The sequence below is a fragment of the Trueperaceae bacterium genome (genome assembly GCA_036381595.1).
In the GTDB taxonomy this organism is placed as follows: Bacteria; Deinococcota; Deinococci; order Deinococcales; family Trueperaceae; genus DASVCN01.
In genome coordinates, this window is sequence record DASVCN010000014.1 from 58,584 (window position 1) to 83,800 (window position 25,217).

24 protein-coding genes are annotated in these 25,217 nt (G+C 65.8%); 8 read left to right on the forward strand and 16 right to left on the reverse strand.

The genetic code is table 11. From position 1 onward, the window contains the following. Nucleotides 1-72 precede the first annotated feature (72 nt). From groL to VF168_03925, 3 genes are all read right to left on the reverse strand, one after another. Nucleotides 73-1,722, reverse strand: coding sequence for a chaperonin GroEL (groL, locus tag VF168_03915; protein ID HEX7003313.1), 1,650 nt, complete (start codon nucleotides 1,720-1,722; stop codon nucleotides 73-75). Between the two features lie 45 nt (nucleotides 1,723-1,767). Further along, on the reverse strand, nucleotides 1,768-2,076 hold the full coding sequence (groES, locus tag VF168_03920; GenBank protein HEX7003314.1) for a co-chaperone GroES: 309 nt from the start codon (nucleotides 2,074-2,076) through the stop codon (nucleotides 1,768-1,770). A gap of 149 nt (nucleotides 2,077-2,225) precedes the next feature. Next, a complete protein-coding gene (locus tag VF168_03925; GenBank protein ID HEX7003315.1) occupies nucleotides 2,226-2,555 on the reverse strand; it encodes an FUN14 domain-containing protein in 330 nt (109 codons plus the stop codon). A gap of 72 nt (nucleotides 2,556-2,627) precedes the next feature. Here VF168_03925 and VF168_03930 point away from each other — a divergent pair, with 72 nt between their 5' ends. The 6 genes from VF168_03930 to VF168_03955 are packed head-to-tail and all read left to right on the forward strand — an operon-like array spanning nucleotide 2,628 to nucleotide 8,686. After that, nucleotides 2,628-3,539: a pseudouridine-5'-phosphate glycosidase gene (locus tag VF168_03930; GenBank protein ID HEX7003316.1), complete on the forward strand. Its 912-nt coding sequence runs from the start codon at nucleotides 2,628-2,630 to the stop codon at nucleotides 3,537-3,539. After that, a complete protein-coding gene (locus VF168_03935; GenBank protein HEX7003317.1) occupies nucleotides 3,532-4,656 on the forward strand; it encodes a RodZ domain-containing protein in 1,125 nt (374 codons plus the stop codon). Before VF168_03930 ends, VF168_03935 begins: the two co-directional genes overlap by 8 nt. A gap of 1 nt (nucleotide 4,657) precedes the next feature. Then, nucleotides 4,658-5,815 carry an ABC transporter permease gene (locus tag VF168_03940; protein HEX7003318.1) on the forward strand — a complete coding sequence of 386 codons (1,158 nt, stop codon included), beginning with the start codon at nucleotides 4,658-4,660 and terminating at the stop codon, nucleotides 5,813-5,815. A gap of 1 nt (nucleotide 5,816) precedes the next feature. Then, nucleotides 5,817-7,592: a DUF2207 domain-containing protein gene (locus tag VF168_03945; protein ID HEX7003319.1), complete on the forward strand. Its 1,776-nt coding sequence runs from the start codon at nucleotides 5,817-5,819 to the stop codon at nucleotides 7,590-7,592. Beyond that, nucleotides 7,589-8,305 (forward strand): ABC transporter ATP-binding protein, encoded by a 717-nt coding sequence (locus VF168_03950; GenBank protein ID HEX7003320.1) that lies wholly within the window; start codon nucleotides 7,589-7,591, stop codon nucleotides 8,303-8,305. Before VF168_03945 ends, VF168_03950 begins: the two co-directional genes overlap by 4 nt. Before the next feature lie 21 nt (nucleotides 8,306-8,326). After that, nucleotides 8,327-8,686 carry a DUF423 domain-containing protein gene (locus tag VF168_03955; GenBank protein HEX7003321.1) on the forward strand — a complete coding sequence of 120 codons (360 nt, stop codon included), beginning with the start codon at nucleotides 8,327-8,329 and terminating at the stop codon, nucleotides 8,684-8,686. Nucleotides 8,687-8,696: 10 nt separating this feature from the next. On the opposite strand, the gene VF168_03960 is transcribed toward VF168_03955, so the two are convergent. Continuing rightward, entirely contained in the window at nucleotides 8,697-10,040 is a 1,344-nt protein-coding gene (locus tag VF168_03960) for a GH1 family beta-glucosidase (protein ID HEX7003322.1), read from the reverse strand. A 78-nt stretch (nucleotides 10,041-10,118) separates the two neighbouring features. Here VF168_03960 and VF168_03965 point away from each other — a divergent pair, with 78 nt between their 5' ends. After that, entirely contained in the window at nucleotides 10,119-11,039 is a 921-nt protein-coding gene (locus VF168_03965; GenBank protein ID HEX7003323.1) for a DMT family transporter, read from the forward strand. A gap of 338 nt (nucleotides 11,040-11,377) precedes the next feature. Beyond that, nucleotides 11,378-11,884 (forward strand): CarD family transcriptional regulator, encoded by a 507-nt coding sequence (locus VF168_03970; GenBank protein ID HEX7003324.1) that lies wholly within the window; start codon nucleotides 11,378-11,380, stop codon nucleotides 11,882-11,884. Between the two features lie 105 nt (nucleotides 11,885-11,989). Here the strand turns inward: VF168_03970 and VF168_03975 are convergent, their stop codons facing one another. The 12 genes from VF168_03975 to tuf all read right to left on the reverse strand — a co-directional run. Next, the gene (locus VF168_03975; protein HEX7003325.1) at nucleotides 11,990-12,385 is read right to left on the reverse strand and encodes a hypothetical protein; all 396 of its coding nucleotides are present in this window, start codon (nucleotides 12,383-12,385) and stop codon (nucleotides 11,990-11,992) included. Nucleotides 12,386-12,417: 32 nt separating this feature from the next. Continuing rightward, nucleotides 12,418-13,089, reverse strand: a complete 672-nt coding sequence (locus VF168_03980; protein HEX7003326.1) for a CAP domain-containing protein — start codon at nucleotides 13,087-13,089, stop codon at nucleotides 12,418-12,420. A gap of 231 nt (nucleotides 13,090-13,320) precedes the next feature. Beyond that, a complete protein-coding gene (gene rpoC / locus VF168_03985) occupies nucleotides 13,321-17,904 on the reverse strand; it encodes a DNA-directed RNA polymerase subunit beta' (protein ID HEX7003327.1) in 4,584 nt (1,527 codons plus the stop codon). 58 nt (nucleotides 17,905-17,962) lie between these two features. Continuing rightward, nucleotides 17,963-21,337, reverse strand: a complete 3,375-nt coding sequence (locus tag VF168_03990) for a DNA-directed RNA polymerase subunit beta (protein ID HEX7003328.1) — start codon at nucleotides 21,335-21,337, stop codon at nucleotides 17,963-17,965. Between the two features lie 247 nt (nucleotides 21,338-21,584). Further along, on the reverse strand, nucleotides 21,585-21,971 hold the full coding sequence (gene rplL, locus VF168_03995) for a 50S ribosomal protein L7/L12 (protein ID HEX7003329.1): 387 nt from the start codon (nucleotides 21,969-21,971) through the stop codon (nucleotides 21,585-21,587). After that, nucleotides 21,971-22,501 (reverse strand): 50S ribosomal protein L10, encoded by a 531-nt coding sequence (gene rplJ, locus VF168_04000; GenBank protein HEX7003330.1) that lies wholly within the window; start codon nucleotides 22,499-22,501, stop codon nucleotides 21,971-21,973. Before rplJ ends, rplL begins: the two co-directional genes overlap by 1 nt. A gap of 190 nt (nucleotides 22,502-22,691) precedes the next feature. Then, a complete protein-coding gene (gene rplA, locus VF168_04005; protein HEX7003331.1) occupies nucleotides 22,692-23,375 on the reverse strand; it encodes a 50S ribosomal protein L1 in 684 nt (227 codons plus the stop codon). Continuing rightward, nucleotides 23,368-23,808: a 50S ribosomal protein L11 gene (rplK, locus tag VF168_04010; GenBank protein ID HEX7003332.1), complete on the reverse strand. Its 441-nt coding sequence runs from the start codon at nucleotides 23,806-23,808 to the stop codon at nucleotides 23,368-23,370. Before rplK ends, rplA begins: the two co-directional genes overlap by 8 nt. Nucleotides 23,809-23,917: 109 nt before the next feature. Then, on the reverse strand, nucleotides 23,918-24,475 hold the full coding sequence (gene nusG / locus VF168_04015) for a transcription termination/antitermination protein NusG (GenBank protein HEX7003333.1): 558 nt from the start codon (nucleotides 24,473-24,475) through the stop codon (nucleotides 23,918-23,920). A gap of 67 nt (nucleotides 24,476-24,542) precedes the next feature. Beyond that, nucleotides 24,543-24,722: a preprotein translocase subunit SecE gene (gene secE, locus VF168_04020; protein HEX7003334.1), complete on the reverse strand. Its 180-nt coding sequence runs from the start codon at nucleotides 24,720-24,722 to the stop codon at nucleotides 24,543-24,545. Nucleotide 24,723: 1 nt separating this feature from the next. Then, the gene (gene rpmG / locus VF168_04025; GenBank protein HEX7003335.1) at nucleotides 24,724-24,888 is read right to left on the reverse strand and encodes a 50S ribosomal protein L33; all 165 of its coding nucleotides are present in this window, start codon (nucleotides 24,886-24,888) and stop codon (nucleotides 24,724-24,726) included. A 175-nt stretch (nucleotides 24,889-25,063) separates the two neighbouring features. Further along, nucleotides 25,064-25,217 (reverse strand): elongation factor Tu (gene tuf, locus VF168_04030; protein HEX7003336.1); only part of this gene is annotated, 154 nt, incomplete at its 5' end.

The window sequence follows — 25,217 nt, forward strand, 5'->3', positions numbered from 1 at the left end:
GACGCGATTGGCGAAAGAAAGCGGGCGGTCGCTGGGACCGCCCGCTGGCTGGCTGGGTGAAGGAGGACTCTTTTAGAAGTCCATGCCTCCCATGCCGCCCATGTCGCCGCCGGGCATACCGCCTGCCGGAGCCGTTTCCTTCTCCGGCTTGTCGGCGATGACGGCCTCGGTGGTGAGCATGAGGCCGCCGATCGAAGCAGCGTTCTGCAGCGCGGTGCGCGTCACCTTGGTGGGGTCTACGATGCCGGCTGCGAACATGTCGTCGACATACTCGTCGGTCGCTGCGTTGTAGCCGAACTTGCCGTCGTTCTTGCCCTTGATCGTGTTGACGACGACCGAGCCTTCGGCGCCGGCGTTCGCAGCGATCTGCCGGGCCGGCTCCTCGAGCGCTCTCATGAGGATCTGGGCTCCGGTACGCTCGTCGCCGCTGAGTCCCTCGGCCAGCTTCTTGACGGCATCGACCGCGTGGATCAGGGTGACGCCACCACCGGCCACTATGCCTTCCTCGACCGCCGAGCGGGCGGTGGAGAGGGCGTCCTCGAAGCGGTGCTTCTTCTCCTTGAGTTCGGTCTCGGTCGCGGCACCCACACGGATCACGGCGACGCCGCCGGCCAGTTTGGCGAGGCGCTCCTGGAGCTTCTCGCGAGCGTAGTCGGAGTCGGTGTTCTCGATCTCGTTACGGATCGCCTTGACGCGCGCCTCGATCGTGGCCTGGTTGCCCTGGCCCTCGATGATGGTCGTCTCGTCCTTGGAGATGCGGACGCGCTTGGCGCGGCCCAGCTGCTGGATGCGCACGTTCTCGAGCTTGTGGCCCAGCTCTTCGCTCACGACCTCACCGCCGGTGACGGCAGCGATGTCCTTGAGCATCTCCTTGCGACGGTCGCCGAAACCTGGCGCCTTCACGGCCGCGATGTTCAGCGTGCCGCGCAGCTTGTTGACGACCAGGGTAGCGAGGGCTTCGCCTTCGATGTCCTCGGCAATGATCAGGAGCGGCTTGCCGGCCTGAGCGACCTGCTCGAGCACCGGCAGGAGATCCTTGAGGGCGCTGATCTTCTTCTCGAAGATGAGGATGTGGGCGTCCTCGAGCACCGCTTCCATGGCGTCGGAGTCGGTGATGAAGTAGGGGCTCAGGTAGCCCTTGTCGAACTGCATCCCCTCCACGACGTCGAGATCGGTGTCGAGCGACTTCGACTCCTCGACGGTGATGACGCCGTCACGGCCCACCTTGTCCATCGCGTCGGCGATGAGCTTGCCGACTTCCGGGTCGTTGGCCGAGATGGCGGCTACTTCGGCCACCGACTTGGAGTCCTCGACCGACTGCGCCATCGAACGGATCGACTCGACCGCGGCCTCGACCGCCTTGTCGATGCCGCGCTTGAGCGCCAGCGGGTTGGCGCCGGCCGCAACGTTCCGCAGGCCCTCCTTGACGATGGCCTGACCGAGAACGGTGGCGGTAGTGGTGCCGTCACCGGTGATGTCGTTGGTCTTCGAGGCGATCTCGATGAGCAGCTTGGCGCCGATGTTCTCGAGGTGATCGGTCAGCTCGATGTCCTTGGCGACGGTGACGCCGTCCTTGGTGATGGTCGGCGAGCCGAACTTCTTCTCCAGCACGACATTGCGCCCACGGGGGCCGAGGGTCACCTTGACCGCGTTCGCAACGGCGTTGACGCCCCTCTCGAGACTGCGCCGGGCTTCTTCCTTGAAAATCAGTTCCTTGGCCATGTTCTCTCCCTTGCTCTCTCTACGATTCCCGTGTCAGATTCGTTGTTACTCGACGATCGCGTGGATATCGCGGAGGCTCAGGATCATGAGCTCCTTGCCACCCAGGTCGAGTTCGGTGCCGCCGTACTTGGCGAAGACGACGGTGTCGCCCTCCTTGAGGTCCATCGGCTCGCGCTCGCCGTTATCGAGAACCTTGCCCGGTCCCACCGCGAGAACCTTGCCACGCTGGCTCTTCTCCTTGGCGGTGTCGGGCAGGACGATCCCGCTGGCCGTCGTCTGAGGCTCGTCGATGATCTCCACGACGACCTTATCGCCCAGAGGCCTAAGGCTCATGCGTGTCTCTGTCTGTGCCATGCTTCCCTCCGATTTTCGTGTGATGACCGACATTTTTAGCACTCGCCGATGGGGAGTGCTAACAGACACAATGGTACGCCCGGTTTTCGCAGGTTGTCAAGTAGGTTGAGCGTTCGACACTCAACCAGAAGGGGCGTCCGCGACGCCCTTCAACCTCGCTTCAAGCCGACCACGAGAGCCGGAACGAAGGCTACCGCGAACGTGATGTTGTAGGTGAGCAGGTTCACGAAGCCCCGCCAGAAGCTATTGAGACTGTCCGCTTCGAGCAGCGGGTCGACCCGCCCCTGGACCTCGGCCCAGTTCACCGTCAGGAACCCGAAGTAGGCGAGGGTCTGGATGGCTACGAAGAGCAGGCCAACCACGACCGCCACCACCTTGCCGACCTTCTTCACCGCGTAACCCACCAGGAAACCGGCTACGACTCCGAAAGTCAGCTGCTGGAGGAACGGAGCGACCGTAGTGAGGTCGGGCAGGTCCACGGCGACAGAGTCTAACACGGTGAGCTCTCTCGCCATTCGGCCGCTAGCAGGCGGTGCGATATCATTGTGGTCGTGAGTCTGAGTGTCGCCCCGCAAATCGTTGACGCACTCTCCAGAGCCCAACCGGTAGTCGCCCTCGAGTCCACCGTCATCACCCATGGCCTCCCCCATCCTCGCAACCTCGAACTGGCCGAAGAGCTCGAGGCTCAGATCCGGGAACGGGGAGCGGTACCGGCGACCGTAGCCGTCCTGAAGGGCAAGCTGGTGGTGGGGGCCAGCCTCGAGGATCTCGAGGAACTGGCCGGTTCCGACGCGCAGAAGGCGTCTCTCTGGAACCTGGGATCGCTCCTGGCCCAGGGGGCGAGCGCCGGCACCACCGTCGCTACCACGATGCATGCGGCGGCTGCCGCCGGAATCGAGGTCTTCGCCACGGGCGGGATCGGGGGCGTACACCAACGACCGTTCGATGAGTCGGCCGACCTGAGCGCGCTCTCCCGCTACCCGGTACTCACCGTGTGCGCGGGGCCCAAGAGCATCCTCGACCAGGCCGCGACGCTCGAACGCCTCGAGACCCTGGGCGTGCCTGTCGTCGGGTACCGTTCGCGGCATCTCGCCGGTTTCCACGTGCGAGAAACCGAACTGCCTCTGCCGGCAACGTTCGATCGGCCGGAAGGGATCGCCGCCGCTTTCCGCAGGCACCGCGAACTGGGGTTGCAGGGCGGGATGCTCGTAAGCAATCCGGTTTCTGAAGGACTCGCTCAGGACGAACTCGGCAGCTACCGCTCGGAGGCCGAGCGAGAGGCCAGCGAGGCCGGGGTCCACGGGCGCGACCTTACGCCCTTCCTGCTGGGGCGGCTCGCTGAGCTCTCCTCCGGGCGTACGGTAGAGGTGAACCTCCGCCTGCTACGGGAGAACGCCTCACTGGCCGCCCGTCTGGCCGCAGCCCTCCAGCTCCCCCGGCCCCTAGGAGCCCTCGATGAGTGACGCCGAAGACCAGCACTACCCGCAAGATCCGAAACTGGGCGACCTCCTGCGCGAAGCACGACAGGAGAAAGGGCTCGAACTGGGCGACGTCGCCGGTCTCACCAACGTACGGCGCGAGTACCTGGAGGCGCTCGAGGCGGGGCGCTACGCGGAACTGCCCGAGGACGTCTACACCCGCAACTTCCTCAAACTCTTCGCTCAGGCGGTGGGTTTCGACGTCGTGCGGGCGCAGGAGATGTACCGCAGCGAACGCCGGGAAGCACACGCCTTCGACACCAGCGAACAACGCCTCGAGCGCGACCGGGAGATCGCTGCGACGGTTCCGCCGGCCAGCGGCCGCTGGTGGGAGACGCCCGGAGACGGACCACGCTGGGGACCCCTCGTCTCCACCGCCCTGATGGTCGTGGCCGTGGTGGCGCTCGCCCTATGGGGCTTCAACAGCACCTTCTTCGATGCTTCCCGCGGCCTTCCCGAGGGAACGACCGAAGCGGAGGACCAGCTGGCCGAGACCGCTTCTCCCGCTGTCGAGGAGGATCGCGAGGCGGTCATCGACGGAACTCCCGTGGCCGAGCTCCCAAGGACGGTCCGGCTCTCGGTGACCTCTACCCCTTCGGGGGCGGAGGTCCTCGTCGACGGATTCCCCCTGCCCGGCGTCACCCCCATCGAATCCGCACCCGTGACCGCCAGGCCCGCAAGGACCATCCGACTCGAACGTGAAGGGTACGTACCGTACGAGGAGGAGTTCGACCTCAGCCGCGACCGTCATCTCAGCTTCTTCCTCACCCCCGTCTCTGCCGTTAGAACCGAGGAGGGGGCCGAAGCGAACCCGGCAGCGCCAGGGGATCCCGACACCGCCGAGGCAGCAGGGGGCCAGGAGGGCGAGGTGACTCTCACCATCACCGAGGACACCTGGCTGGAGGTCTACAGCGGAACCAGCCGCAACGGAGGCGAGAGGCTCGCCTTCATGACGGCTCGGGCGGGTCAGACCCTCAGCTACCCGCTACCGGTCTACATCCATGTCGGGAATGCCGGGGGCGTCGAGTTGACGGTGGAGGGACAGGAGCGCGGGACCCTAGGCTCGAGCGGAGAGGTGCGAGGGCTGGCGGTGACCGACTAGGATGGTCTGGTCGCTGGCGTTCCAATCCCTCGGGCGCCGGCCCCTGCGGACCTTCCTCACAGCCCTCGGGATCGCCGTGGCGGTCGGATCGATGGTTATCTTCCTCTCCCTCGGCGAAGGACTCCGGCAGGTGTTCAGCAACCAGCTCGGCGCGGTCGGGCCCGACATCCAGGTGAGCTACGGGGATGTCGAGGCCAACAATCCCTTCTCCTCGATTCCTCAGCTCGACCTCGCCTACGCCGCTGAACTCGGCGCGCACGCCGAACGCTTCGGCATAACCTCCGTGACGCCTGTGGTGCTGGTCGTCAGGGGCGGGTTCGACCCCACTTCGGCGATGGTGTTCCAGGGGATGCCCATCGACGTCGACCCGCGGCAGTACGTCACCGGTTTCAGGCTGGTGGAGGGCCGTTGGTTCGAGCCAACGGAAGCCGGCCAACCGCTCGCCGTGGTGGGCCTGAGCGCGGCCGAGCGACTGCACCTCGAGTTGGGCGACGTCCTGCGGCTCAACCCGGAATCGAGCTTCACCATCATCGGCATCGCGGAGACTGAGGGAGCGCTGGTGGGCAACAGCGTCGTGGTCCCGCTGCAGTCTCTCCAGCAGGCCATAGGCGTCAGCGACCGGGTGAGCGTACTGTCACTCGACCTGGCCAAACCGGCGCGCGCCGACGAGGTCGCGGCAGCCTTGGCCGAGGAGTACCCGGAACTCGGCTTCCAGACCCGTGCGGACCTGCTGGAAATCGTCGAACGCGGTCTGCGGATCTCCGATGCGGTGAGACTGGGGATCAGCGCCATCGCCCTCCTGGTGGGGGCCATCGCGGTCGTCAACACCCTCCTGATGAGCGTGTTCGAGCGGACCCGTGAGTTCGCCGTCCTGCGCGCCGTGGGGGCACGCCCGCGTTTCCTCCTCGCGCTGGTACTCTGCGAATCGATACTGCTCGCTGTCGCCGGCGCAGCGGCTGGCCTCGTACTCGGACGCCTCGGCATCGGCGGTGTGAACCTCGTATCGAACGACCTCGTAGGACTCGAGGTCGCCCTGCTCACGTTCCGGCTCGCCCTCTTCGCGGTCGCGGTGGCCCTGGTGGTGGGGCTCCTCGCCGGGCTGCTGCCAGCGGCACGCGCCGCTCGGGTACCGATCGCCGCAGCGATGGCAAGGGAGTGAAGTGAAACCGATCCACATCCTGACCCTGCTCCTGCTCACCCTGTCCGGCTTCGCCGCTCACTCTCAGGAGTACCGCTGGAGTGACGTCGAGCAGAACGTGACGATCCGGCGGGACGGCACCGTCGAAGTGGACGACAGGCGGACGCTCACGGCGCTGTCGGGGGACTTCGGGGAGGCGTTCATCTGCCTGGAACTCGAGGGGCGGCAGCGGATCGAGATGCTGCCCGGCAGCGGTGCCCTGAGCCCCGGACCGGACGCCGTCGCCTACACCCAGCGCTGCGAGGAGGGTGAGGGCACCGAACTGGTCGTGCGCAACGAGCGGCGGGTGCGCGAGAGAAGGGTGAGGTTCCACTACCTGCTGCACGGTTCGGTCGACCCGTACGCCGATGTCGTCCAGTGGTACTGGGAGATCTTCGGCCGGGGCAATCCACCGGTCCGTGGCTACGACCTCACCGTAGAGGCACCCGGACCGATGGCTGCGCCCTACGACGCCTACGTTCACCGCTTCGGCAACAGCGAACTGCCTACGGTGCGCCTGAGCGATGACAGGCGCGTACTCGAGGTTTCGTTCGATCGCATTCCGGAAGGCGAAGGGGTGGAGATCCGCTGGCTCATGGACCCGTCTCTCTTCAGCGTCCGGGGTGAAGGCCCTCGGATGGAGTCGCTGCTGCGCGACGAGGCCCGGATCGCAGGGCTCTTCGCGGTGAGACGGAGTCCGCTGTGGGGGGTGCTGGGCGCGGTCATCCTGTTCCTCCTGGCGCTCGGCGTCTACGGTGCCTACCGGCGCCACGGCAGCGAACCGGAGCTGCCGAGCATGCGCTACCCGTTCGAACCACCCAGCGACCTGCCGCCCGCGGCCGTGGGCGCGCTCCTCTCCCAACGCTTCAACGCGTCGACGATGGGCAACGCCTTCAGCGCTACGATCATGGACCTGGCCCGCCGGAACTTCGGCACCTTCACGGGTGAGGGCGGGAAGTTCTCGATGCGACTGGAGCCCTCCGGGGGAATCGCCGAGGACGGCCACCTCGAACCGTTCGAACAGGAGGTCCTGGCCTATCTGCGCGGCGCCGCCAGGCCCGGCAACCCGAACGAACTCGAGTTCGCGGAGTTGAAGCGGTACTCGGAGAGACGAGGGGCCCGCTTCCTGTCGGCCTGGGGCCAGGGAGTCAGGGCCTGGATAGAGAAGCGGCTGGACGGGCCCTTGACCACCGAGGAGAGCCGCCGCGCCTCGACCGCCTGGGCCCTCCGGTCGCTCCTCGCGGCAGCGGCGCTGTTCGGCCTCGGCATGTTCGCGATGGGCCCCTCGCAGGGAGCTCTCGTAGTGTTCGCGGTCCTCGCCGTCGGAATGGTGGTGATCGCCTTCCTGGCCCTCCCCAGCTGGCGGCCCGAAGTGGCGGCCCAGGTGTACGGCTGGCAGGGCTTCCGCAGGACACTCTCGGACTACACACGCATGAAAGATGCCCCCGACGACTTCTTCATGCTCTGGGACCGCTACTACTGCTACGCGGCGGTCCTAGGGGTTGCCGATCGATTCCTTCGGAACCTGCGTCGCGCCGCACCGCTACGCGGCCTCGACGAGGCGCAGCTCGCTTCCCGCGGCGCCTGGCTGACCGCAGACGCCGGGCGCCTGGCGAGCATCACCGACTTCGGCGCCATAACCAGTTCCGTTTCATCACTCTCCTCGGCTCTGTCCAGCGCTTCCGCGTCGGCCTCCTCGGGAGGTTCCAGCAGCGGCGGAGGCGGCGGGGGTGGCGGCGGCGGAGGGGGTGGCCGTTGACGGAAGCGACTGCAGCCTCGGGCAAGCTCCGCGCCCGGGACCTCGGCAAGGTGTACACCACCCCCTCCGGAGCGATCACGGCTCTCGTCGGATTCGACCACACCTTCGACCGCGGCCGGATCACCGCTATCATGGGCCCCTCAGGCTCGGGCAAGACCACCCTGCTGAACCTGCTCGCCGGCCTCGACCGCCCGACCAGCGGTGAGGTGCTGCTGGGCGAGCGGTCGCTGAGCGATCTGCCCGAGTGGCAACGCTCTATCCTCCGCCGCAACCATTTCGGGATCGTCTTCCAGTCGTACAACCTCGTCTCGGTGCTCTCCGCCCGACAGAACGTCGCGCTGCCACTGGCTCTCGCCGGCGTGCCGGCCGGGCGCAGGCTCGAGCGGGCGGACGAGTTGCTGGAGCGTTTCGGCCTCTCGCAGCGCGGCGCTCAACTCCCCTACCGGCTGTCGGGTGGTGAGCGGCAGAGAGTCGCCCTGGCTCGTGCGCTCGCCAACGACCCCCAGGTCCTCTTCGCCGACGAACCTACCGGCAACCTCGACAGCAGGTCGGGTGCGGTGGTCCTCCAGGCACTGCGCCAGATCGCCGACGAGGGACGAACCGTCATCGTCGTTACCCACGACGCCGAACTCGCCGCGAGGACGGATCTGATCCTCTCTCTCCGCGATGGTCGGCTCGAAGGCAGGCAGCAGGCGGTGCGAAGTGTCGGCTGACTCCATCGCGGGGGGCGCCGCATGACCCCGAGGACGGCAGCGGCTACGGGGGCGCTATGGGCAGCCCTGGCCGTGGCAGCGGGGGCGTTCGGGGCTCACGGGTTGGAAGGGCTGGTGAGCGGTGATCTTCTCGGCACCTTCGAGACCGCCGTCCGCTACCAGATGTTCCACGCGCTCGGACTGCTCGCAGCGGCGGCGATCGGCCCCCGAGCCTGCCGGGCGGCGCCGTGGCTGCTGGCTGGTTCCCTGGTCTTCTCCGGCAGCCTCTACCTGTTGGTGGCAGGAGCGCCGAACTGGTTCGGCGCGGTAGCCCCCGTGGGCGGCCTCCTCATGATCTGGGGCTGGGTCTACCTGGCCATCCTCGGCCTGCGGGGGGAGTGAGCGCGGCTCTTCAGTCGGCTGCGGCGTGAAGGTCGAAGCCGCGCCGTCGGATCGTCTCGCGGTACCAGTCGAACGACGACTTGGGCACCCTCTCCTGGCTGTCGAAATCCACGTAGACGAGACCGAAGCGCTTAGAGTACCCCTCGGCCCACTCGAAGTTGTCGATCAGCGTCCAGACGAAGTAGCCGCGCACGTCCACCCCGGCTTCGAGCGCTCGGTGGACGGCGTCTAAGTACATCTCCATGAAACGGATCCGCTCCGGATCGCGCACCGCCCCGTCATCGTCCGGTTCGTCCGCGAAGGCCGCCCCGTTCTCGGTCACGTAGACCGGCGGGTTACCGTAGCGCTCCTTGAGCTCGAGCAGCTGCTCGAAGAGCGCGTCCGGGTAGACCTCCCAGTTCATCTCGGTGCGGTCGGCGCCCCGAGGCGGGTCCAGCTGGCGGAAACCCACCAGGCTGGCCGGGTCGGCAGCGACGCGTACGCGGCTGTAGAGGTTGAGTCCCAGCATGTCCAGCGGTTGACTGATCGTGGCCAGGTCGTCGCCTTGTACGTACGGTTGGAGCAGCAACGAGGTCGCCTCGGGATAGCTGCCCAGCAGGAGAGGGTCCAGGTAATTGCGGTTCCGGAAGGCGTCGTAGAGGGAGACCACCCTCCCGATCTCCTCCTCGTCGTCACCCACCCCGTGGACCGGTTCGAGGTTCAAGATCGTGCCGAGCTGCCAGTCACCCAACTGCCGGAGCCTCGAAACTCCCTCGCCCGTGGCCAGGTTCAGGTGGTGGGTGGCTGCCGCGTAGGCACTCATGTCCGACTTCCCGGGTGCATGTATGCCCAGCAGGTGGCCGAGGAGCGCGACGATGCTTGGCTCGTTGAGCATGAGGAAGTGTTGGACCCGGTCGCCCAACGCCGTGGCGACGGCTTCGGCGTAGTCGGCGAAGCGGTAGACGGTGTCGCGGTTCGTCCAACCGCCGTCGTCTTCCAGGGCCTGCGGCAGGTCCCAATGGTAGAGGCATGCCCAGGGGGTGACTCCCGACTCGAGGAGGCTGTCGACGAGCCGCTCGTAGAAGTCGAGGCCGGCGCGGTTGAGGCGGCCCGCTCCAGCCGGGAAGATCCGCGGCCAGGCAACGGAGAAGCGGTAGGCGTCGACGCCGAGTTCTGCCATCAGCCGGACGTCCTCGCTGTACCGGTGGTAGTGGTCGCAGGCCACATCCCCGGTGTCGCCGTTCGCTACCTTCCCGGCCGTGTGGCTGAAGGTGTCCCAGATGCTGGGGCCGCGGCCGCCTTCACGGACGGCACCTTCGATCTGATACGAGGCGGTGGATACGCCCCAGGTGAAATCGTCTGGAAACGTGACCATCTGGAGCCGCACTCTAACCTGCTGCCATGGAGGCGGCTAGTACCGCCGACCACGACGCTCACGGTACGATGAGGTTTCATGGCGGCGCCCTCCCCTACCCCTCCCACCTCGGGCCGCGTCCTGCTGGTGCTGCTGATCGCGGTCGCCGCGGTGAGCCTCTCGGCGATATTCATCAGACTTGCCCAGGCCCCGGGAGTGGTCGTGGCGAGCCAGCGGATGCTCATCGCCGCGCTACTGCTCGCGCCGATAACTTGGCGCGGAGTGCGGAGGACGCCGTTCACCAGAAAGAGTCTGGCCTTCACCGTTCTGGCAGGCGTGTTCCTCGCCATCCACTTCGCCACCTGGATCAGCTCCCTCTCGTTCACCACGGTGGCAGCCAGCGTCACGATCGTGTGCAGCAACCCACTCTGGGTAGCGCTGTTCAGCTGGCTCTTCCTGGGCAAGCCGCCATCGTTGACCATGCTCATGGGCGTCCTTCTGGCCGTCCTGGGCGGTGCGATGATCGCCTTCGGGGACCTCACGGGCGGCTCGGCGCCGCTGCTCGGCGATGCGCTCGCGCTCGTCGGCGCGCTCACCGTCTCGGCCTATCTGCTGCTCGGCAGGACCGCGCAGCGCGAGGGGCTGAGCCTGGGCGCGTACGCCGGCAGCGCCTACACTATCTCGGCGCTGCTGCTGCTTCCGGTACCGGCACTGTTCGGCTTCCCCTACCTTGGCTACGATGCCGCGACGTACGGTTGGATCTTTCTGCTCGCAGCGCTGCCGCAGCTGGTGGGACACACCGGGGTCAACTACGCGATGAAGTTCCTGGACCCTACTCTGGTTACCACCGTCATCCTGCTCGAGCCGATCGGAGCCGCCCTCCTGGCACTGCTTCTGTTCGCCGAGGTGCCCGGACTGCTCACCGTCGTGGGAGCTTTGGTGCTCCTCGTGGGTGTGCTGCTGACGGTGAGGTTCGGTCAGTCGGTACCCCTGCCCGAGGCGACGCCGGCCGCGGAATGACGCGTACCTGGTCCAGCCGGCTCGGAGAGTTGCCCGCCGTTACGACGGAGCCCGCCAGCCCGCTCCGGCCGGCCGCTATCTCTGACACCGTTCGAGCGGCTCAGGAGGGTAGTAACATCGGTATCTTGCGTGAACGGTTCAGGCATCCCGAGCGGGTGCAGAACGGCCGATTTTCTGCTATCATCGGGCACGTGATCGTGCTCCGTCGGCTGACCGATTCCCGCCCTCGAGCACGAACAGCACATTTCCCACACCAAGCTACCGATTGAACGCAGGCCCCCAAACGTACCGGCTGCTGCGTGCGTAGTTTGGCAGGAAATCCGAAGGGAGCAGACGCCTTGAAAGAAGCGCAGAAGGAGTTTCAGAACGGCGATCAGGTGGTGCTGCCTCCGTATGGGGTCGGTGTGGTATCTGGAACCACCACCAAGACGGTGGCCGGCTCCGACCACCAGTACTACCAGGTCGACTTCCCCAACGGAACCTCGCGCGCCTATGTGCCGGTAAGTGCCCCCAAGGAAGCCGGTCTTCGTCCGGCCCTTACCGAAAAAGAGGTCCAGAGCGTACTGGAACGCCTTGCGAACGGCCGCATCAACCTTCCCAAGCAGTGGGCAGCCAGGCACCGCCGGGTGACTGACATCCTCACCAGCGGCGATCCGTATCAGATCGCGACGCTCGCGAGCGAGCTGCGGCGCTGGGACCTGGAGCGGGGGCTACCCGACCTCGACCGTCAGGCCTACCGGCGCGCGCTGCGTCTGCTGGCCGGCGAGATAAGTGCCGTCCTGGGGATCACCAGCGACGAAGCCCGGCAGATGATGGACGCCGGGGAGGACGAAGGGCTCAACTAGAGCGCTTCGCCACGAAACGAGATCGAAGGCCGGACACCGTGTCCGGCCTTTTTGATGGCCGCCGGCAAACGAGCGCCAGCAGTGAAGCGGAGCGGCGGGAGCCGCTCAACGGTTCGCCTGAACCGATATGCCGAGAACCCGCAGGTAGCGCAGCGCGATGGCGTAGGCCGCGTAGTCATCGATCGAGCGGGACGGCCACCAGAGGCCGCGCGGCAGCAGGCGCAGGGGCAGCGGCGGGCGGTGGTCGAGGAAGTAGAGCTCGCGACCCTCGAGGGTGGTTCCCCGTTCATCGACACGCTCGACCTGCAGATTACGGCGTGCCAGGATCGACTGGACGGCGTAGCTGCCGGTACCGTCCCCAACGACTATCTTGGCGCCCACCGGGAATTCCAGGGCGTGGATCTCGGCAAGCGGGAGCACCCGGTTCTCGATCAGCCGACCGTTCCCGTCGACGAGGGCGTAGCCGATGTTCTTGCCGGGGTCGATAGCGGCGACGAGCACGCTACATCATCGCACGGCACCAGCTCGATCGGTCAGTCGAACGGCGAGAAGAACAGCTGGACGCAGGTGAACAGAGGCATGCCCGGTTCGCCGGACGACTCGAGTTGACAGCCGGCACCGAAGAGTTCGGCTTCGCTGGCGAGGATGTTCCGTCGGTGTCCGGGGGAGAGCATCCAGCTGTCCACGATCGCTTCCGCGATCTCGAGGTAGGAGCGTTTGCCCAACGGCTCACCGCCTGGCTCGTCGCTGAATGCGGTCCGGCCATCCTCCTGCCGCAGGTAGACCTGCTCCCCGGACTCGTACCGCAGCACGAGCACCTCTCCGATGTTCTCTGCCAGGAACCGTATCTCCAGTCCCTGGCGGCGCACCCGGTCGGCGGGCGTTCGGATAGCCGCGGAGTACGGATTGAGGTGGCCGAAGAAGTCCCTTTCGACCATGGCTTCGGCGTGTAGACAGGCGGCTTCGTCGAGCTCCGGTAGGTGCTCCAGCGGTTCCAGGCCGTTCTGGGAGCGGCGCTCGTTCGTTTCGAAGAAGATCGCTGCAGCGAGCAGCGGGTAATCGACGGCCGCCGGATCAACGGGTAGCCGTGGCTCGGAGCCGGTCATGAACTGGGATCGGTTCTCTGCTCGCAGCGCCCGCGCGGACCCACAGGCCAACGCCAGCGTCACGGCCTGGCAGAAGAGGATCAGCATGGCCACGCGCATATGGGAGACGGTAGCCGCCGGGGCTGGTCACGACCACAGGGTCACTCACCGTGCAGTCGGGACGGATCGTTACGGCAAACCGTCGACCTGGTCCAGAAGGGGCTCCGACAGGGTCTGACGCCCACAGAGAAGATGGGCGGGCCCTTTCGGACCCGCCCACTTCAGTCTGGCTGGCAGTAGTTACTGCCGTTCGGTAGGGGCCGGTGCCGTTCGGCTCCGGCGCCCTGCGTGTCAAACGCCCGGTCGCTCTTCCTCCCTGGCCGGAGCGCGCTTGCTTGCGGGCACGGTGGCCGCCGCGGGTGCTTCGGCCAGGCGCTCGAGCGTGCGTTCGTCGGCCACACGGGTGGAGCGGATGGCTTCGAGCCCGGTACCGGCCGGGATCAGGCGACCGAGGATCACGTTCTCCTTGAGGCCCACCAGTTCGTCCGCCTTGCCGCTCACGGCGGCCTCGGTGAGGACGTGGGTGGTGTGCTGGAAGGAGGCGGCCGAGAGCCACGACTTGGTCGAGAGGCTTGCCTTCGTGATCCCCAGCAGCACCGGCTTCCAGGCGGCTGGCTGCTTGCCCTCGTCGAGCAGCCTGTTGTTGGCCTCCTCGACGTCGAACCGTTCGACCGTCTGGCCCTCCAGGAAGGCGCTGTCGCCCGGCTCGAGGATCTCCACGTACTTGAGCATCTGCTTGACGATCACCTCGAGGTGCTTGTCGTGGACGCTCACGCCCTGGCCGCGGTAGACGCGCTGGATCTCGTCGACCAGGTAGTGCTGTACTGCGTCGGGACCCTGCGCTTCGAGCAGGTCGTGAGGGTTGATGGCGCCGCGGGTGAGAGGATCGCCGGCCTCGACCTTGTCGCCGTCGCGGACGACCAGGCGGATGTTGCGGTCGACCCGGTAGTTCTTCGAGAACTCCCCGTCTTCCGAGGTCACCGTGATCCGGTAGCGGTCGTCGTCCTCCTCGATGGAGACGACTCCATCGAGTTCGCTGATGACGGCCTTGACCTTCGGCTTCCTGGCCTCGACCAGTTCGATCACGCGGGGCAGACCCTGGGTGATGTCGCCACCGGTGGCGATACCGCCGGTGTGGAAGGTACGCATGGTGAGCTGGGTGCCGGGCTCGCCGATCGATTCGGCCGCGATGACCCCTACGGCCTCGCCCAGAGAGACATCCTTCATCGTCGACATGTCGATGCCGTAGCAGTGACGGCAGACGCCGGCGCGGGTCTGGCAGGCGAGCGGGCTACGGACCTCGACCGTGCGAACTTCCGGGGCCCCCGACAGAGCCGCGTAGATCGCGTCCACGTCCTCGTGCAGAAGTGTTGCGCCTGCCTCGTAGCTGAGGTCGCCCACCTCGAGGTCGAGGGCGAGGCGCCGGCCGTAGAGGCTCATCTCGATCTGGCTCTTGGGCCGCAGGCGGCCCTCGGGCGTGTAGAGCTGGATCGAGACGAATTCGGCGGTGCCGCAGTCGTCCTCGCGGACTACCAGCTCGTGCGCCACGTCGACCAGCTTCCTGGTGAGGTAGCCGGAGTCGGCGGTACGAAGGGCGGTATCGGCACCACCTTTACGGGCACCGTGGGTGGAGATGAAGTACTCCAGAACCGTGAGCCCCTCGCGGAAGTTGGCGCGGATCGGCAGCTCGATCGTGTCGCCGGCCGGGTTGGCCATGAGGCCGCGCATGCCCGCCAGCTGACGGATCTGCTGCGGGTTGCCACGGGCGCCCGACTGGGCCATGACGAAGAGAGGGTTGAACGGCATGTTCTGCTGGAAGTTATCGAACACCGCCTGCTTCACGCGTTCGGTGGTGTCGTTCCACAGCTTCACGACCTGCTGCTCGCGTTCCTGGTCCGTCACGAAGCCGCGGTCGAATGCCGCCATGATCTTATCCAGCTTCTCCTGCGCCTCGGCGAGGATCTCGGCCTTGGCGGGCGGGATGGCGACGTCATCGATGCCTATGGTGAGACCGCTGGTGGTGGAGAGTTCGAAGCCCGACTGCTTGAGGGCGTCGAGCAGCTTGGCGGTCGCTTCGACCCCCAGCAGCTTGAAGGAGTCGACGACGAGGTCGCGCAGCGCGCCCTTCTCGTAGGCGGTGTCGTAGGAGATCATAGAGGCCGGAACCTCGACGCCGTCTTCGCCCACCGTCTCCTTCACCAGACGGGCGAAGTACATGCGCCCGGGGCTGGTCTCGATCAGCTTGCCGTCGATGCGCACGGTGACGACGTCCTGCATGTCGATCTCACCGCGCTCCACGGCGAGCAAGGCCTCGTCCACCCCGGCGAAACGGTAGCGCAGGCGGCCGATGCTGGTGTCCTTGCCGTCGACGACTATGGGCGAGTTCAGCTCGATGTCGCCCTTCTCGAAGGCGGCCAAGGCCTTCTCGACGCTCTTGTACTCGTTGCCAGCGCCCTTCTTGCCTACATGGACCTGGGTGAGGACGAAGAGGCCGAGGATGATGTCACGGCTCGCCTGGACGTTCGGGTTGCCGTGAGCCGGCGAGAGCAGGTTGTGGCTGGAGAGCATCTGGAGGCGGGCTTCCGACTGCGCGTAGACCGACAGCGGCACGTGGATGGCCATCTGATCGCCGTCGAAGTCGGCGTTGAACGCCTCGCAGACCAGCGGGTGCAGCTGGATCGCCTGACCTTCGACCAGTACCGGCTCGAAGGCCTGGATGCCCAGTCGGTGCAGGGTGGGCGCTCGGTTGAGCAGCACCACACGGTCCTGGATGACCTCTTCGAGGGCGTCCCAGATCTCGTCGCGGGTGTCGCGGTAGCGCTCCAGCAGCTTGCGCGCGCTCTTGATGTTGGAGACGATGCCGCGCTCCTCGAGCTTCTTGAAGAGGAACGGCTTGAACAGCTCCAGCGCCATCCTCTTGGGCACGCCGCACTGGTGCAGCTGCAGCTGCGGGCCCACGACGATCACCGAGCGGCCGGAGTAATCGACACGCTTGCCCAGCAGGTTCTGGCGGAAGCGACCCTGCTTGCCGCCCAGCAGGTCGGTGAGCGAGCGTAGCGGCCGATCGCTGCCCGGGTGCACCACCGCGCTGCCGCGGCGGCCGTTGTCGATGAGCGCGTCGACCGCCTCTTGCAGCATGCGCTTCTCGTTGCGCACGATCATCTCTGGCGCGCCCTGCTGCATCAGCTTCTTGAGACGGTTGTTCCTGTTGATGAGACGACGGTAGAGGTCGTTAAGATCGCTGGTAGCGAAGCGACCGCCCTCGACCTGAACCATCGGGCGCAGATCGGGCGGCATCACCGGCACCGCTTCCATGATCATCCAGGCCGGGTCGTTGCCCGACTTGAGGAAGTTCCGGACGATCTCCAGGCGCTTCCTGGCCTTCGCCCGCTTGTGACGGCTGGGGCTTTCCATCTCCTCGACCAGCTCGGCCTCGAGCGCCTCGAGGTCGATGGAGCGGAGCAGCTCGCGGACCGCCTCGGCGCCCATCTTCGCTTCGAAGTCGTAGCTCTCGATCAGCCGCACCTGACGACGGACCAGGTCGATCTCGACGCGTCCGGAGATGTCGGCCTTGACGTTGCCGCCATCGGCGAGCTCATCGCCCGGCAGCACCCGGTCGCCGTTGACCACGATCGGTTCGTCCTCGTAGGGGTAGATCTTGGCGCGCGAGACGATGATCGAGGCGGGTTCGGAGAGGTGCACGGTGCCGTCGGCAGCCGCCACGATCTCCTGAGCTGCGTCGATGGCGCCAACGACCTTCTCGCCGGCTACGACCTCGGCGCTGTCACCCACCAGCACGTGCATCGTGGGGTTGATCTCGAAGCTCTCGCGGCGGGCCCACTCGACCTTGAGGGTCATGCCGACCTCTCCGGCCTTGGCCTTCGAGGCCCGCACCGTGGCGGTGGCTTCCTGGGGCAGACGCAGTGACGCGCCGGCAGGGGCCTTCGCCAACTCGGTCCCCTCCTCGACGAACTCACCGTCACCCACGGTCGGATTCATGCCCGCGGGGATCAGGTAAGCGGCCTTGATGACGTCGTCATCGGGGTCGATGATGCTCACCACACCACCTTCGGTGCCGATGGGGAGCAGTTCGACCACCCCCTCCTCGGCGGTGGTGAGAACGAGCTCGTTCTCGAGCTCGGCGAGCGGCTGACCGCCCTGGTAGCTCTCCTCTTCGATCCAGGCCGCCTTTGGCAGACTGAAGCGCGCGTCCCGGCTCTCGCGGTAATCGATCGTGAGGCGCCTGGGGAAGCGGTACTGAGCTACGCCGGCGAGCTTGCTCTTCAGGCCCTTCGCGAGCTGCTGGCCCTGTTCGACCGCCTCGCCATCCCGCACCACCGCGTCCTCACCCTGAGGAACGGTGTAGGTCTCCTGGTGGCCGTAGCGCAACTGCCGGTACTCGTCGTCGGAGAGGAGGTCCCCGCGACGCAGCGGCTTGCCGTCCTTGAGCGCGCCCATCGGGTCGGTGACGATGTACTTGGCGAAGTAGAGGACCTGCTCCAGCTGGCTGGTGGAGAGGTTGAGCAGTGACCCTACCTTCGAGGGGATGTCCTTGACGTACCAGATGTGAGCGCAGGGGGTAGCCAGTTCGACGTGACCCATCCGGTAGCGGCGCACCGTCGACTTGGTGACCTCTACGCCGCAGCGCTCGCACACCTTGCCAGCGAAGCGCTGGCCGCGGTACTTGCCGCAGGCGCACTCCCAGTCCTTCTCGGGACCGAAGACGCGCTCGTCGAAGAGGCCGTCGCGTTCCGGCTTGAGGGTGCGGTAATTGATCGTTTCAGGCTTGGTGATCTCCCCGTACGACCAGCCGCGGATACGCTCGGGCGAAGCGATCTGGATCTGGACCCTGGAGAACATCCTGAAGTCGTTCATCTGTTTCCTTTCATCGACTGGGGGCGTCTACCGGTGGCGGAATCGCTGATGCGGACCACTACCAGTGCCGTCCCGACTCGTCGAAGATGGTCACCGGCTTCATGTCGTCGTCGGTTACCTTCACGTCCAGGCCGAGCGAGTGGAGCTCCTTCACCAGAACCTTGAACGATTCGGGGATGGTGGGCTCGAGCACGTCGTTCCCCTTGACGATCGCTTCGTAGGCAGCGTTCCTGCCGTCGATGTCGTCCGACTTGATAGTCAGCATCTCCTGCAGGGTGTAGGCGGCGCCGTGCGCCTGGAGCGCCCAGCACTCCATCTCGCCCAGTCGCTGCCCACCGAACTGCGCCTTGCCACCCAGCGGCTGCTGAGTGATGAGGCTGTAGGGGCCGGTCGAGCGGGCGTGCATCTTGTCCTCGACCATGTGGTAGAGCTTCATCACGTACATGATCCCGACCACTATGGGTGCGTCGATCGCTTCGCCGGTGCGGCCGTCGAAGAGAACCGCCTTGCCGGCCCGGGCGAGCGCCCGCTGCGCCTGTTCCTCATCCAGTCCGTCGGGCAGGATGCCGAACTTGGCGGAGCGGCGAAGGACGTCCTGTTCCCGTTTGTCTGGTCCGTAGCCGAGCTCTCTGCGCTCCTCGATGTCGGCCTTGGCGGACTCCTCGAGCAGGTCCTTGATCTCGTCCTCGCTGGCGCCGTCGAAGACCGGGGTGACGAAGGAGACGCCGTGCTTGTAGGCGGCCATCCCCAGGTGGGTTTCGAGGATCTGGCCCAGGTTCATGCGCGAGGGAACCCCCAGCGGGTTGAACACCAGGTCGACCGGGGTGCCGTCTTCGAGGTAGGGCATGTCTTCGGGCGGGAGGATCTTGGCGACAACCCCCTTGTTCCCGTGGCGGTTGGCAAGCTTGTCGCCCTCGATGAGGCGCCTCTTCTGCGCTATGTAGACGCGCACCATCTCCTGAACGCCGGGCCGCAGCTCGACGCCGGGATCACCGCGCCGGAAGCGCACGGTGCGTAGCACCACGCCCCCGTCACCGGGCGGTACACGCAGCGAGGTGTCCTTCACCTCTCTCGCCTTCTCACCGAAGATCGAGCGCAGCAGGCGCTCCTCGGGCGTGGGGTCCTTCTCGCCCTTGAACGAGGTGTGGCCCACCAGGATGTCGCCCTGCTTGACCTCTGCCCCGATTCGAACCACGCCGTCCTCGTCGAGGTCGCGCAGCGCCGCCTCGGAGAGTCCGGGGATGTCGCGGGTGATCTTCTCGGGACCGAGCTTGGTGTCGCGGGCTTCCTTCTCGAACTTCTCGATGTGAACGCTCGTGTACGAGTCGTTGCGCACGAGGTTCTCGGAGAGCACGATAGCGTCCTCGAAGTTGTAGCCGTCGAACGGCATCACCGCGATGAGGATGTTCTTCCCGAGCGCGAGGCGGCCTACCTGTGAGGCGGGGCCGTCGGCGATGACCTGGCCCGCCTCGACCTGGTCGCCCATGTTCACGACCGGGGTCTGGTCGAGGTTGGTGTTCTGGTTGGAGCGCTGGAAGCGGACCAGCGGGTAGGTGCGCTCGACACCCTTGTCGCCTTCGATGATGATGCGGGTGGCGTCGACGTAGGTGACGGTGCCCGCCTCGGTCGCCATCACAACCGTGCCAGAATCTCGGCTTACTCGCTCCTCGACGCCGGTTCCCACGTAGGGGGCCTCGGCCTTGAGCAGCGGTACCGCCTGCGACTGCATGTTGGAACCCATCAGGGCTCGGTTGGCGTCGTCGTGCTCGAGGAACGGGATGAGCGAGGTGGGGACCGAGATGATCTGCTTGGGCGAGACGTCCATGTAGTCGACTTCGGAGGCGTTCACCATCTCGGCGTCGCCTACGGTACGGGCCACCACTCTGTCGTTCACGAAGGCGCCGTTCTCGTCGAGCACGGTGTTCGCCTGGGCGATGGTGTACTGGTCCTCCTCGTGGGCCGTCATATATACGACCTCGTCGGTGACCTTCCTGTCCGCCACTCTTCGGTACGGCGCCTCGATGAACCCCAGGTCGTTGACCCGAGAGTAGGAGGCGAGCGAGGTGATGAGGCCTATGTTGGCGCCCTCGGGCGTCTCGATCGGGCAGATGCGTCCGTAGTGGGTGCGGTGCACATCGCGCACGTCGAAGCCGGCGCGCTCACGGGTTAGGCCGCCGGGGCCCAGCGCGCTGATGCGCCGCTTGTGGCGCAGTTCGGAGAGAGGGTTGACCTGATCTTTGAACTGCGACAGCTGGCTGCGGCCGAAGAACTCCCGCAGCGCCGCCACTATGGGGCGGTTGTTGACGAGCTTCTGCGGAGTGGCCGCGTCGGGGTTGCCCAGGAGCATCCTTTCACGGACGCCCCGAGCCATCCGGCCCAGGCCAACGCGGATCTGGTCGGCAACCAGTTCACCAACGGTACGGATACGGCGGTTGCCCAGGTGGTCGATGTCGTCTTCGAGGTAGCCTTCCACGCCGGCCTGCAGATTGACGAGGTACTGGATGGTGGCGACCAGGCCGTAGTCGACGAACTGGCCATCCACGAAGCCGAGGAGGGTGCTGGCCTCGTAGTCGAGTCCCAGCTTGGAGTTCATCTTGAACCGGCCGGCGTCACCGAGGTCGTAACGGCGAGGATCGGCGAGGAGACTGAACAGATAGGACGTGGCCTTGTCGACCTTGGGCGGGTCACCGGGACGCAGCACCGTGAACAGACGAAGAAGAGCTTCGTCCGCGGTGACCCCGGACGCCTCCTCGTTCTCGAGAGTGGGCTCGATCAGCGACTCGTTCCCCTTGAAGAGTTCACGGATCTGCTCGTCGCCGTAGCCGAGCACGCGCAGCAGCAGGGTGAAGGGGAACTTCCGCTTGTTCACCTTCATCCACAGAACGCCGCTGCTGTCGAACTCCAGTTCGATCCAGGGGCCGCGCTTGGGCATGGGGATGACGCTGGCGGTGATGCTCTTGCCGCTGGTACGCAGGCCGCTGGTGAAGTAGACACCCGGCGAGCGGTGGATCTGGGAAACGATGACCCGGTCGGCGCCGTTGATTACGAACGAGCCGTCCTCGGTCATGAGCGGCAGGTCGCCCAGGAAGACCTGGTCCTCCTTGATGAGGCCGGTGTCCTTGTGGACCAGTTGCAGCTTCGCGAAGAGGCCGGCGTGATAGCTGAGGTCCTTCTCGCGGCACTCCTCGGGGGAGTACTCCGGGTCCTCCAGCGTGTATTCGAGGAAGTCGAGCACCAGGCCCGTCTGCCGACCGCGTTCGGTCTCGTCTATCGGGAAGACTTCGCGGAACGCTGCCTGCAGGCCGCTGTCCTCCCGCTCGCTCGCGGGCACTCCCCGTTGCAAGAACTTCTGATATGACTTAATCTGGATATTGGTCAGATTCGGCAGCTCGATGACTTCCTTGATGCTGCCGAACGACTTGATATCGCGCATCTTCACCCCTTTGCTCGCGAGTGCTCTGCTTCCGCCGATTGGCTTTCCTTCTGCGGATGACGTGACGGAAACCTACTGATGCTCGGATACGCCGGGGATCACCCGGGCGACGTGGCTGATCGATCTGTCTGCCCTGTTCGTCACAATGTCCAAAGGACAACCCTAACTCAAGATATGTGTGGATGGAGTAGGCCTGGCGACAGCCATCCTACTCCGTCCACTGGTTCGCATCCGGCGCGGCGTGCGTTTACTGGACTTCTACGGTTGCGCCCGCGGCTTCGAGCTTCTGCTTGATGTCGTCGGCCTCCTCCTTGGAGACGTCCTCCTTGACGACACCGCCCGACTCCACGAGGTCCTTCGCTTCCTTGAGGCCGAGACTGGTGATCGCGCGAACTTCCTTGATCACCTGGAGCTTCTTGTCACCGGCGCTCTTGATGCTCACGGTGAACTCGGTCTTCTCCTCGGCGGCGGCGGCTTCGCCTCCGGCCGCGGGGGCAGCAGCCATCATGCCGGCAGGCATGGCGGCAGCGGCTTCGACGCCCCACTTCTCCTTCAGTGCCTCTACCAGGTCGACGAGCTCGAGCACGTTGAGCCCGGACAGTTGTTCGACCATCTTGTCCTTATCGAATGCCATCAGCCTTCCTCCTTCAACTTCTCTGAATAGTTGGTCATGACGGATACCAGGTTCCGCTCCGGGGCTTCGAGTACGCCCACGAGCTGCTGCAGCGGCGCCTGCATGACGCCGAGCAGTTCGCTCAGCAACTGCTGCCTGGACGGCAGCTTGGCGATCCTCGCCAACGCCTCGGGACCCACCTGACCGCCTTGCAGCAGTCCGCCTTTGGCGGCGGGGAGCTCCTTGGCATGGCCCTTGGCGAAATCGGTGAGCGCCTTCGCCGGCGCTACCGGATCCTCGCCCACCAGGACGAGCGCGGTCGGTCCCTTGAGGGCGTCGCCGAACCCTTCCAGGCCCTGCTCCTTGAGCACGACCTCGATGAGGGTGTTCTTGGCAACGAGGATCCGACCGCCGGCCTCCCTTACCCCTTTGCGCAGCGTGTTCAGTTCGCCTGCGCTGAGGCCCTGGTAGTCCACCAAGAAGAACGTCTTGGCGTCCGCGAGCAGGTCGCGGAGCGCGGCTACCGACGCTTCATTTCTCGGGTTGGCCATCTCTACCTTTCGTTTCCAGCAACTTCGTTCCGCGTTCTCGTCTCGATGACGAGTCGGAACAACCGCGAAGCGTACGCCTCGGCAGGATCTTTAAGCCTGGCAGGCCCCTGCTGTCTCCAACGCCAAAAGGTGCAGCACAAAGGGTGGAGCACCCTACGCTACGCACCGGGATGCCTGGGGAATGGGCCAATCAGATACTCACCCTCACGCTGGGGCCCATGGTGGAGGTGAGGTAGAGGGTCTTGAGAAAGATGCCCTTGGCGGCGTCCGGGCGGGCCGCTTCGAGCGCGGTCTTGAGCGCCGCGAGGTTCTCGGCCAGCTTGTCGGGATCGAACGAAGCCTTGCCGATGGGCGCATGCACCACACCGGTCTTGTCGCTCCGGAACTCGATCTGGCCGCCCTTCAGAGCGGTGACTATTCGGGCTATGTCAGGGCCCACGGTACCCGACTTCGGGTTGGGCAGAAGACCCCGGGGGCCAAGGACCCGGCCCAGCTTGGAGCCGACGGCAGCCATCATGTCGGGCGTAGCGGCGACGGCATCGAAATCCATCCAGCCACCGGCAACCTTGGCGATCAGATCGTCGCCACCGACGTAATCGGCGCCCGCGTCCTGAGCGGCCCGAGCGTTGTCGCCCTGGGCGAAAGCAAGCACCCTCACCGTACGGCCCGTGCCGTGCGGTAGCGATACGGTGCCACGCACGTTCTGATCGCTCTTGCGCGGGTCGACTCCAAGGCGGAAGTGCGCCTCGACGGTCTCATCGAACTTGGCCGTGGCCAACTGCCTCACGAGCTCCGCTGCCTCCTGCGCGCTGTACAGCTTGTCTCGGTCGACCTTGCCGGTGAGCTCGCGGTAGCGCTTTCCGTGCTTAGCCACGAACCGGCACCCCCTCGACCGTCACGCCCATGGAGCGCGCGGTACCGGCGATGATGCGGGCCGCCGCCTCTTCGCTGCCGGCATTGAGGTCGGTCATCTTCTGGCGACCGAGCTCGAGGCACTGATCCCAGGTGATGCTGCCGACCTTCTCCTTGTGGGGAACGCCGGAGCCCTTGGCGATGCCGGCGGCCTTGCGGATGAGGTAGGCGGCGGGCGGCGTCTTGGTCACGAACGTGAAGGAGCGGTCGGCGTAGATGGTGATCTCCACCGGGATGATCGCGCCCGCCTGCGAGGCGGTAGCGGCGTTGTACTCCTTCACGAAGCCCATGATGTTGGCCCCGTGCTGGCCCAGCGCCGGGCCCACCGGTGGCGCCGGGGTGGCGCCGCCTGCCGGCAGCTGAAGCTTGACTATTCCTACGACCTTCTTAGCCATCTTTCCTCCTGTAGCTCCCCCGCGGCTTGGCCGGCCGTGGGGTACGAACGCTGTGTCGGCCTGGTGGCCGAACCAGAACTATGTCGGCCAGCCGGCCGACACTGCGGTACTAGGTCTTCACGACCTGCGAGTAGTCGAGTTCGACCGGAGTTTCACGCCCGAAGATGGACACGAGTACCTTCACCTTGCCGCGCTCCGGGTTGGTCTCGGAGACCACCCCGCTGAAATCGGCGAACGGGCCCGAGGTCACCTGCACCATGTCGCCGACACTGAAGGTGATCTTCACCTTCGGCGCCTCGCGAGCCCCGGTGATTCCGAGGGTGCCGAGCATGCGCATCTCCTCGTCGCGGGAGAGGGGTACCGCACGAGTGGCCGTGCCCACGAAGCCGGTGACGCCGGGGGTGTAACGCACGACCTCCCAGGCTTCGTTCGGCTCGTCGGGATTATCGCCCAGATCCATCTGCACGAAGATGTACCCCGGGAAGATCTTCCGCTTCACGACCTCTTTCTTGTTGCCGCGGCCGTGTTCCACGGTCTCCTCCGTTGGCACCACTACCTGATAGATGCGATCGGCGATCCCCAGAGAGCGAGCGCGGTTCTGGATGTTCTCCTTCACCTTCTCCTCGTGCCCGACATAGGTATGGATCGCATACCACTCGATGCTCATTCTTCTTCTCCCTCGACCCGCCGCCTGCGACGCCGCGCCAACTGCTGCCGGTGCGAACCCGGCACGATCAGGTGATCAGCTGGATGAGCGAGCCCAGCGTGGTGTCGGCGATGAGCAGGAACAGCGCTGTGAGCACCACGAATACCAGGGTTGCCTGGGTCGACTGGACGACCTCGTTCCGGGTCGGCCAGGTGACCCTGCCGAGTTCTGCCCGCGAGTTCCTGAGGTATTGCAGGACGCGGTTCACGTCAGACCTTTACTTCGCGGTGTACCGTGTGCTTGCGGTCCCAGGGGCAGTACTTGCGCATCTGCAGCTTCTCCTGAGTGTTCCGGCGGTTCTTGTGAGTAGTGTAGTTGCGCCGTTTGCACTCGGTGCACTCGAGCTGCAGCTTGATGCGGACATCGCTTGCCATGGTCGTCTCCCAATCGAAATAGGGTAGCACCCTTCAGGTGCTGGGGGTGTCGCCCGAAGTAGCGCGCTCCCTCGTCCTCGTCGTGAGGTTCGCCTGGACGGCGAGGAGCGGAGCCACTACCTGGCGAATCGAGCGGCCTCGTCGCGGCAGACACGCGCCGAAACCGCTCTCGTCGTTACTTGGTCACTGCCGTGACGACGCCCGCACCAACGGTACGACCACCCTCACGGATCGCGAACCGGAGACCCTCCTCCATCGCGATCGGCTTGATCAACTCAACCCCAAGCTCAACATTATCCCCCGGCATAACCATCTCCACCCCACCAGGC

Excerpts from the sequence above, each read along its gene's own strand:
- rpmG (HEX7003335.1), bottom strand. The coding sequence starts at position 24,888 with ATGGCAAGCGATGTCCGCATCAAGCTGCAGCTCGAGTGCACCGAGTGC.
- VF168_03965 (HEX7003323.1), top strand. The coding sequence starts at position 10,119 with ATGGCGGCGCCCTCCCCTACCCCTCCCACCTCGGGCCGCGTCCTGCTG.
- VF168_03940 (HEX7003318.1), top strand. The coding sequence starts at position 4,658 with ATGGTCTGGTCGCTGGCGTTCCAATCCCTCGGGCGCCGGCCCCTGCGG.
- VF168_03935 (HEX7003317.1), top strand. The coding sequence starts at position 3,532 with ATGAGTGACGCCGAAGACCAGCACTACCCGCAAGATCCGAAACTGGGC.
- rpoC (HEX7003327.1), bottom strand. The coding sequence starts at position 17,904 with ATGAACGACTTCAGGATGTTCTCCAGGGTCCAGATCCAGATCGCTTCG.
- groL (HEX7003313.1), bottom strand. The coding sequence starts at position 1,722 with ATGGCCAAGGAACTGATTTTCAAGGAAGAAGCCCGGCGCAGTCTCGAG.
- VF168_03955 (HEX7003321.1), top strand. The coding sequence starts at position 8,327 with ATGACCCCGAGGACGGCAGCGGCTACGGGGGCGCTATGGGCAGCCCTG.
- VF168_03980 (HEX7003326.1), bottom strand. The coding sequence starts at position 13,089 with ATGCGCGTGGCCATGCTGATCCTCTTCTGCCAGGCCGTGACGCTGGCG.
- nusG (HEX7003333.1), bottom strand. The coding sequence starts at position 24,475 with ATGAGCATCGAGTGGTATGCGATCCATACCTATGTCGGGCACGAGGAG.
- groES (HEX7003314.1), bottom strand. The coding sequence starts at position 2,076 with ATGGCACAGACAGAGACACGCATGAGCCTTAGGCCTCTGGGCGATAAG.
- rplL (HEX7003329.1), bottom strand. The coding sequence starts at position 21,971 with ATGGCATTCGATAAGGACAAGATGGTCGAACAACTGTCCGGGCTCAAC.
- VF168_03990 (HEX7003328.1), bottom strand. The coding sequence starts at position 21,337 with ATGCGCGATATCAAGTCGTTCGGCAGCATCAAGGAAGTCATCGAGCTG.
- VF168_03960 (HEX7003322.1), bottom strand. The coding sequence starts at position 10,040 with ATGGTCACGTTTCCAGACGATTTCACCTGGGGCGTATCCACCGCCTCG.
- rplJ (HEX7003330.1), bottom strand. The coding sequence starts at position 22,501 with ATGGCCAACCCGAGAAATGAAGCGTCGGTAGCCGCGCTCCGCGACCTG.
- rplK (HEX7003332.1), bottom strand. The coding sequence starts at position 23,808 with ATGGCTAAGAAGGTCGTAGGAATAGTCAAGCTTCAGCTGCCGGCAGGC.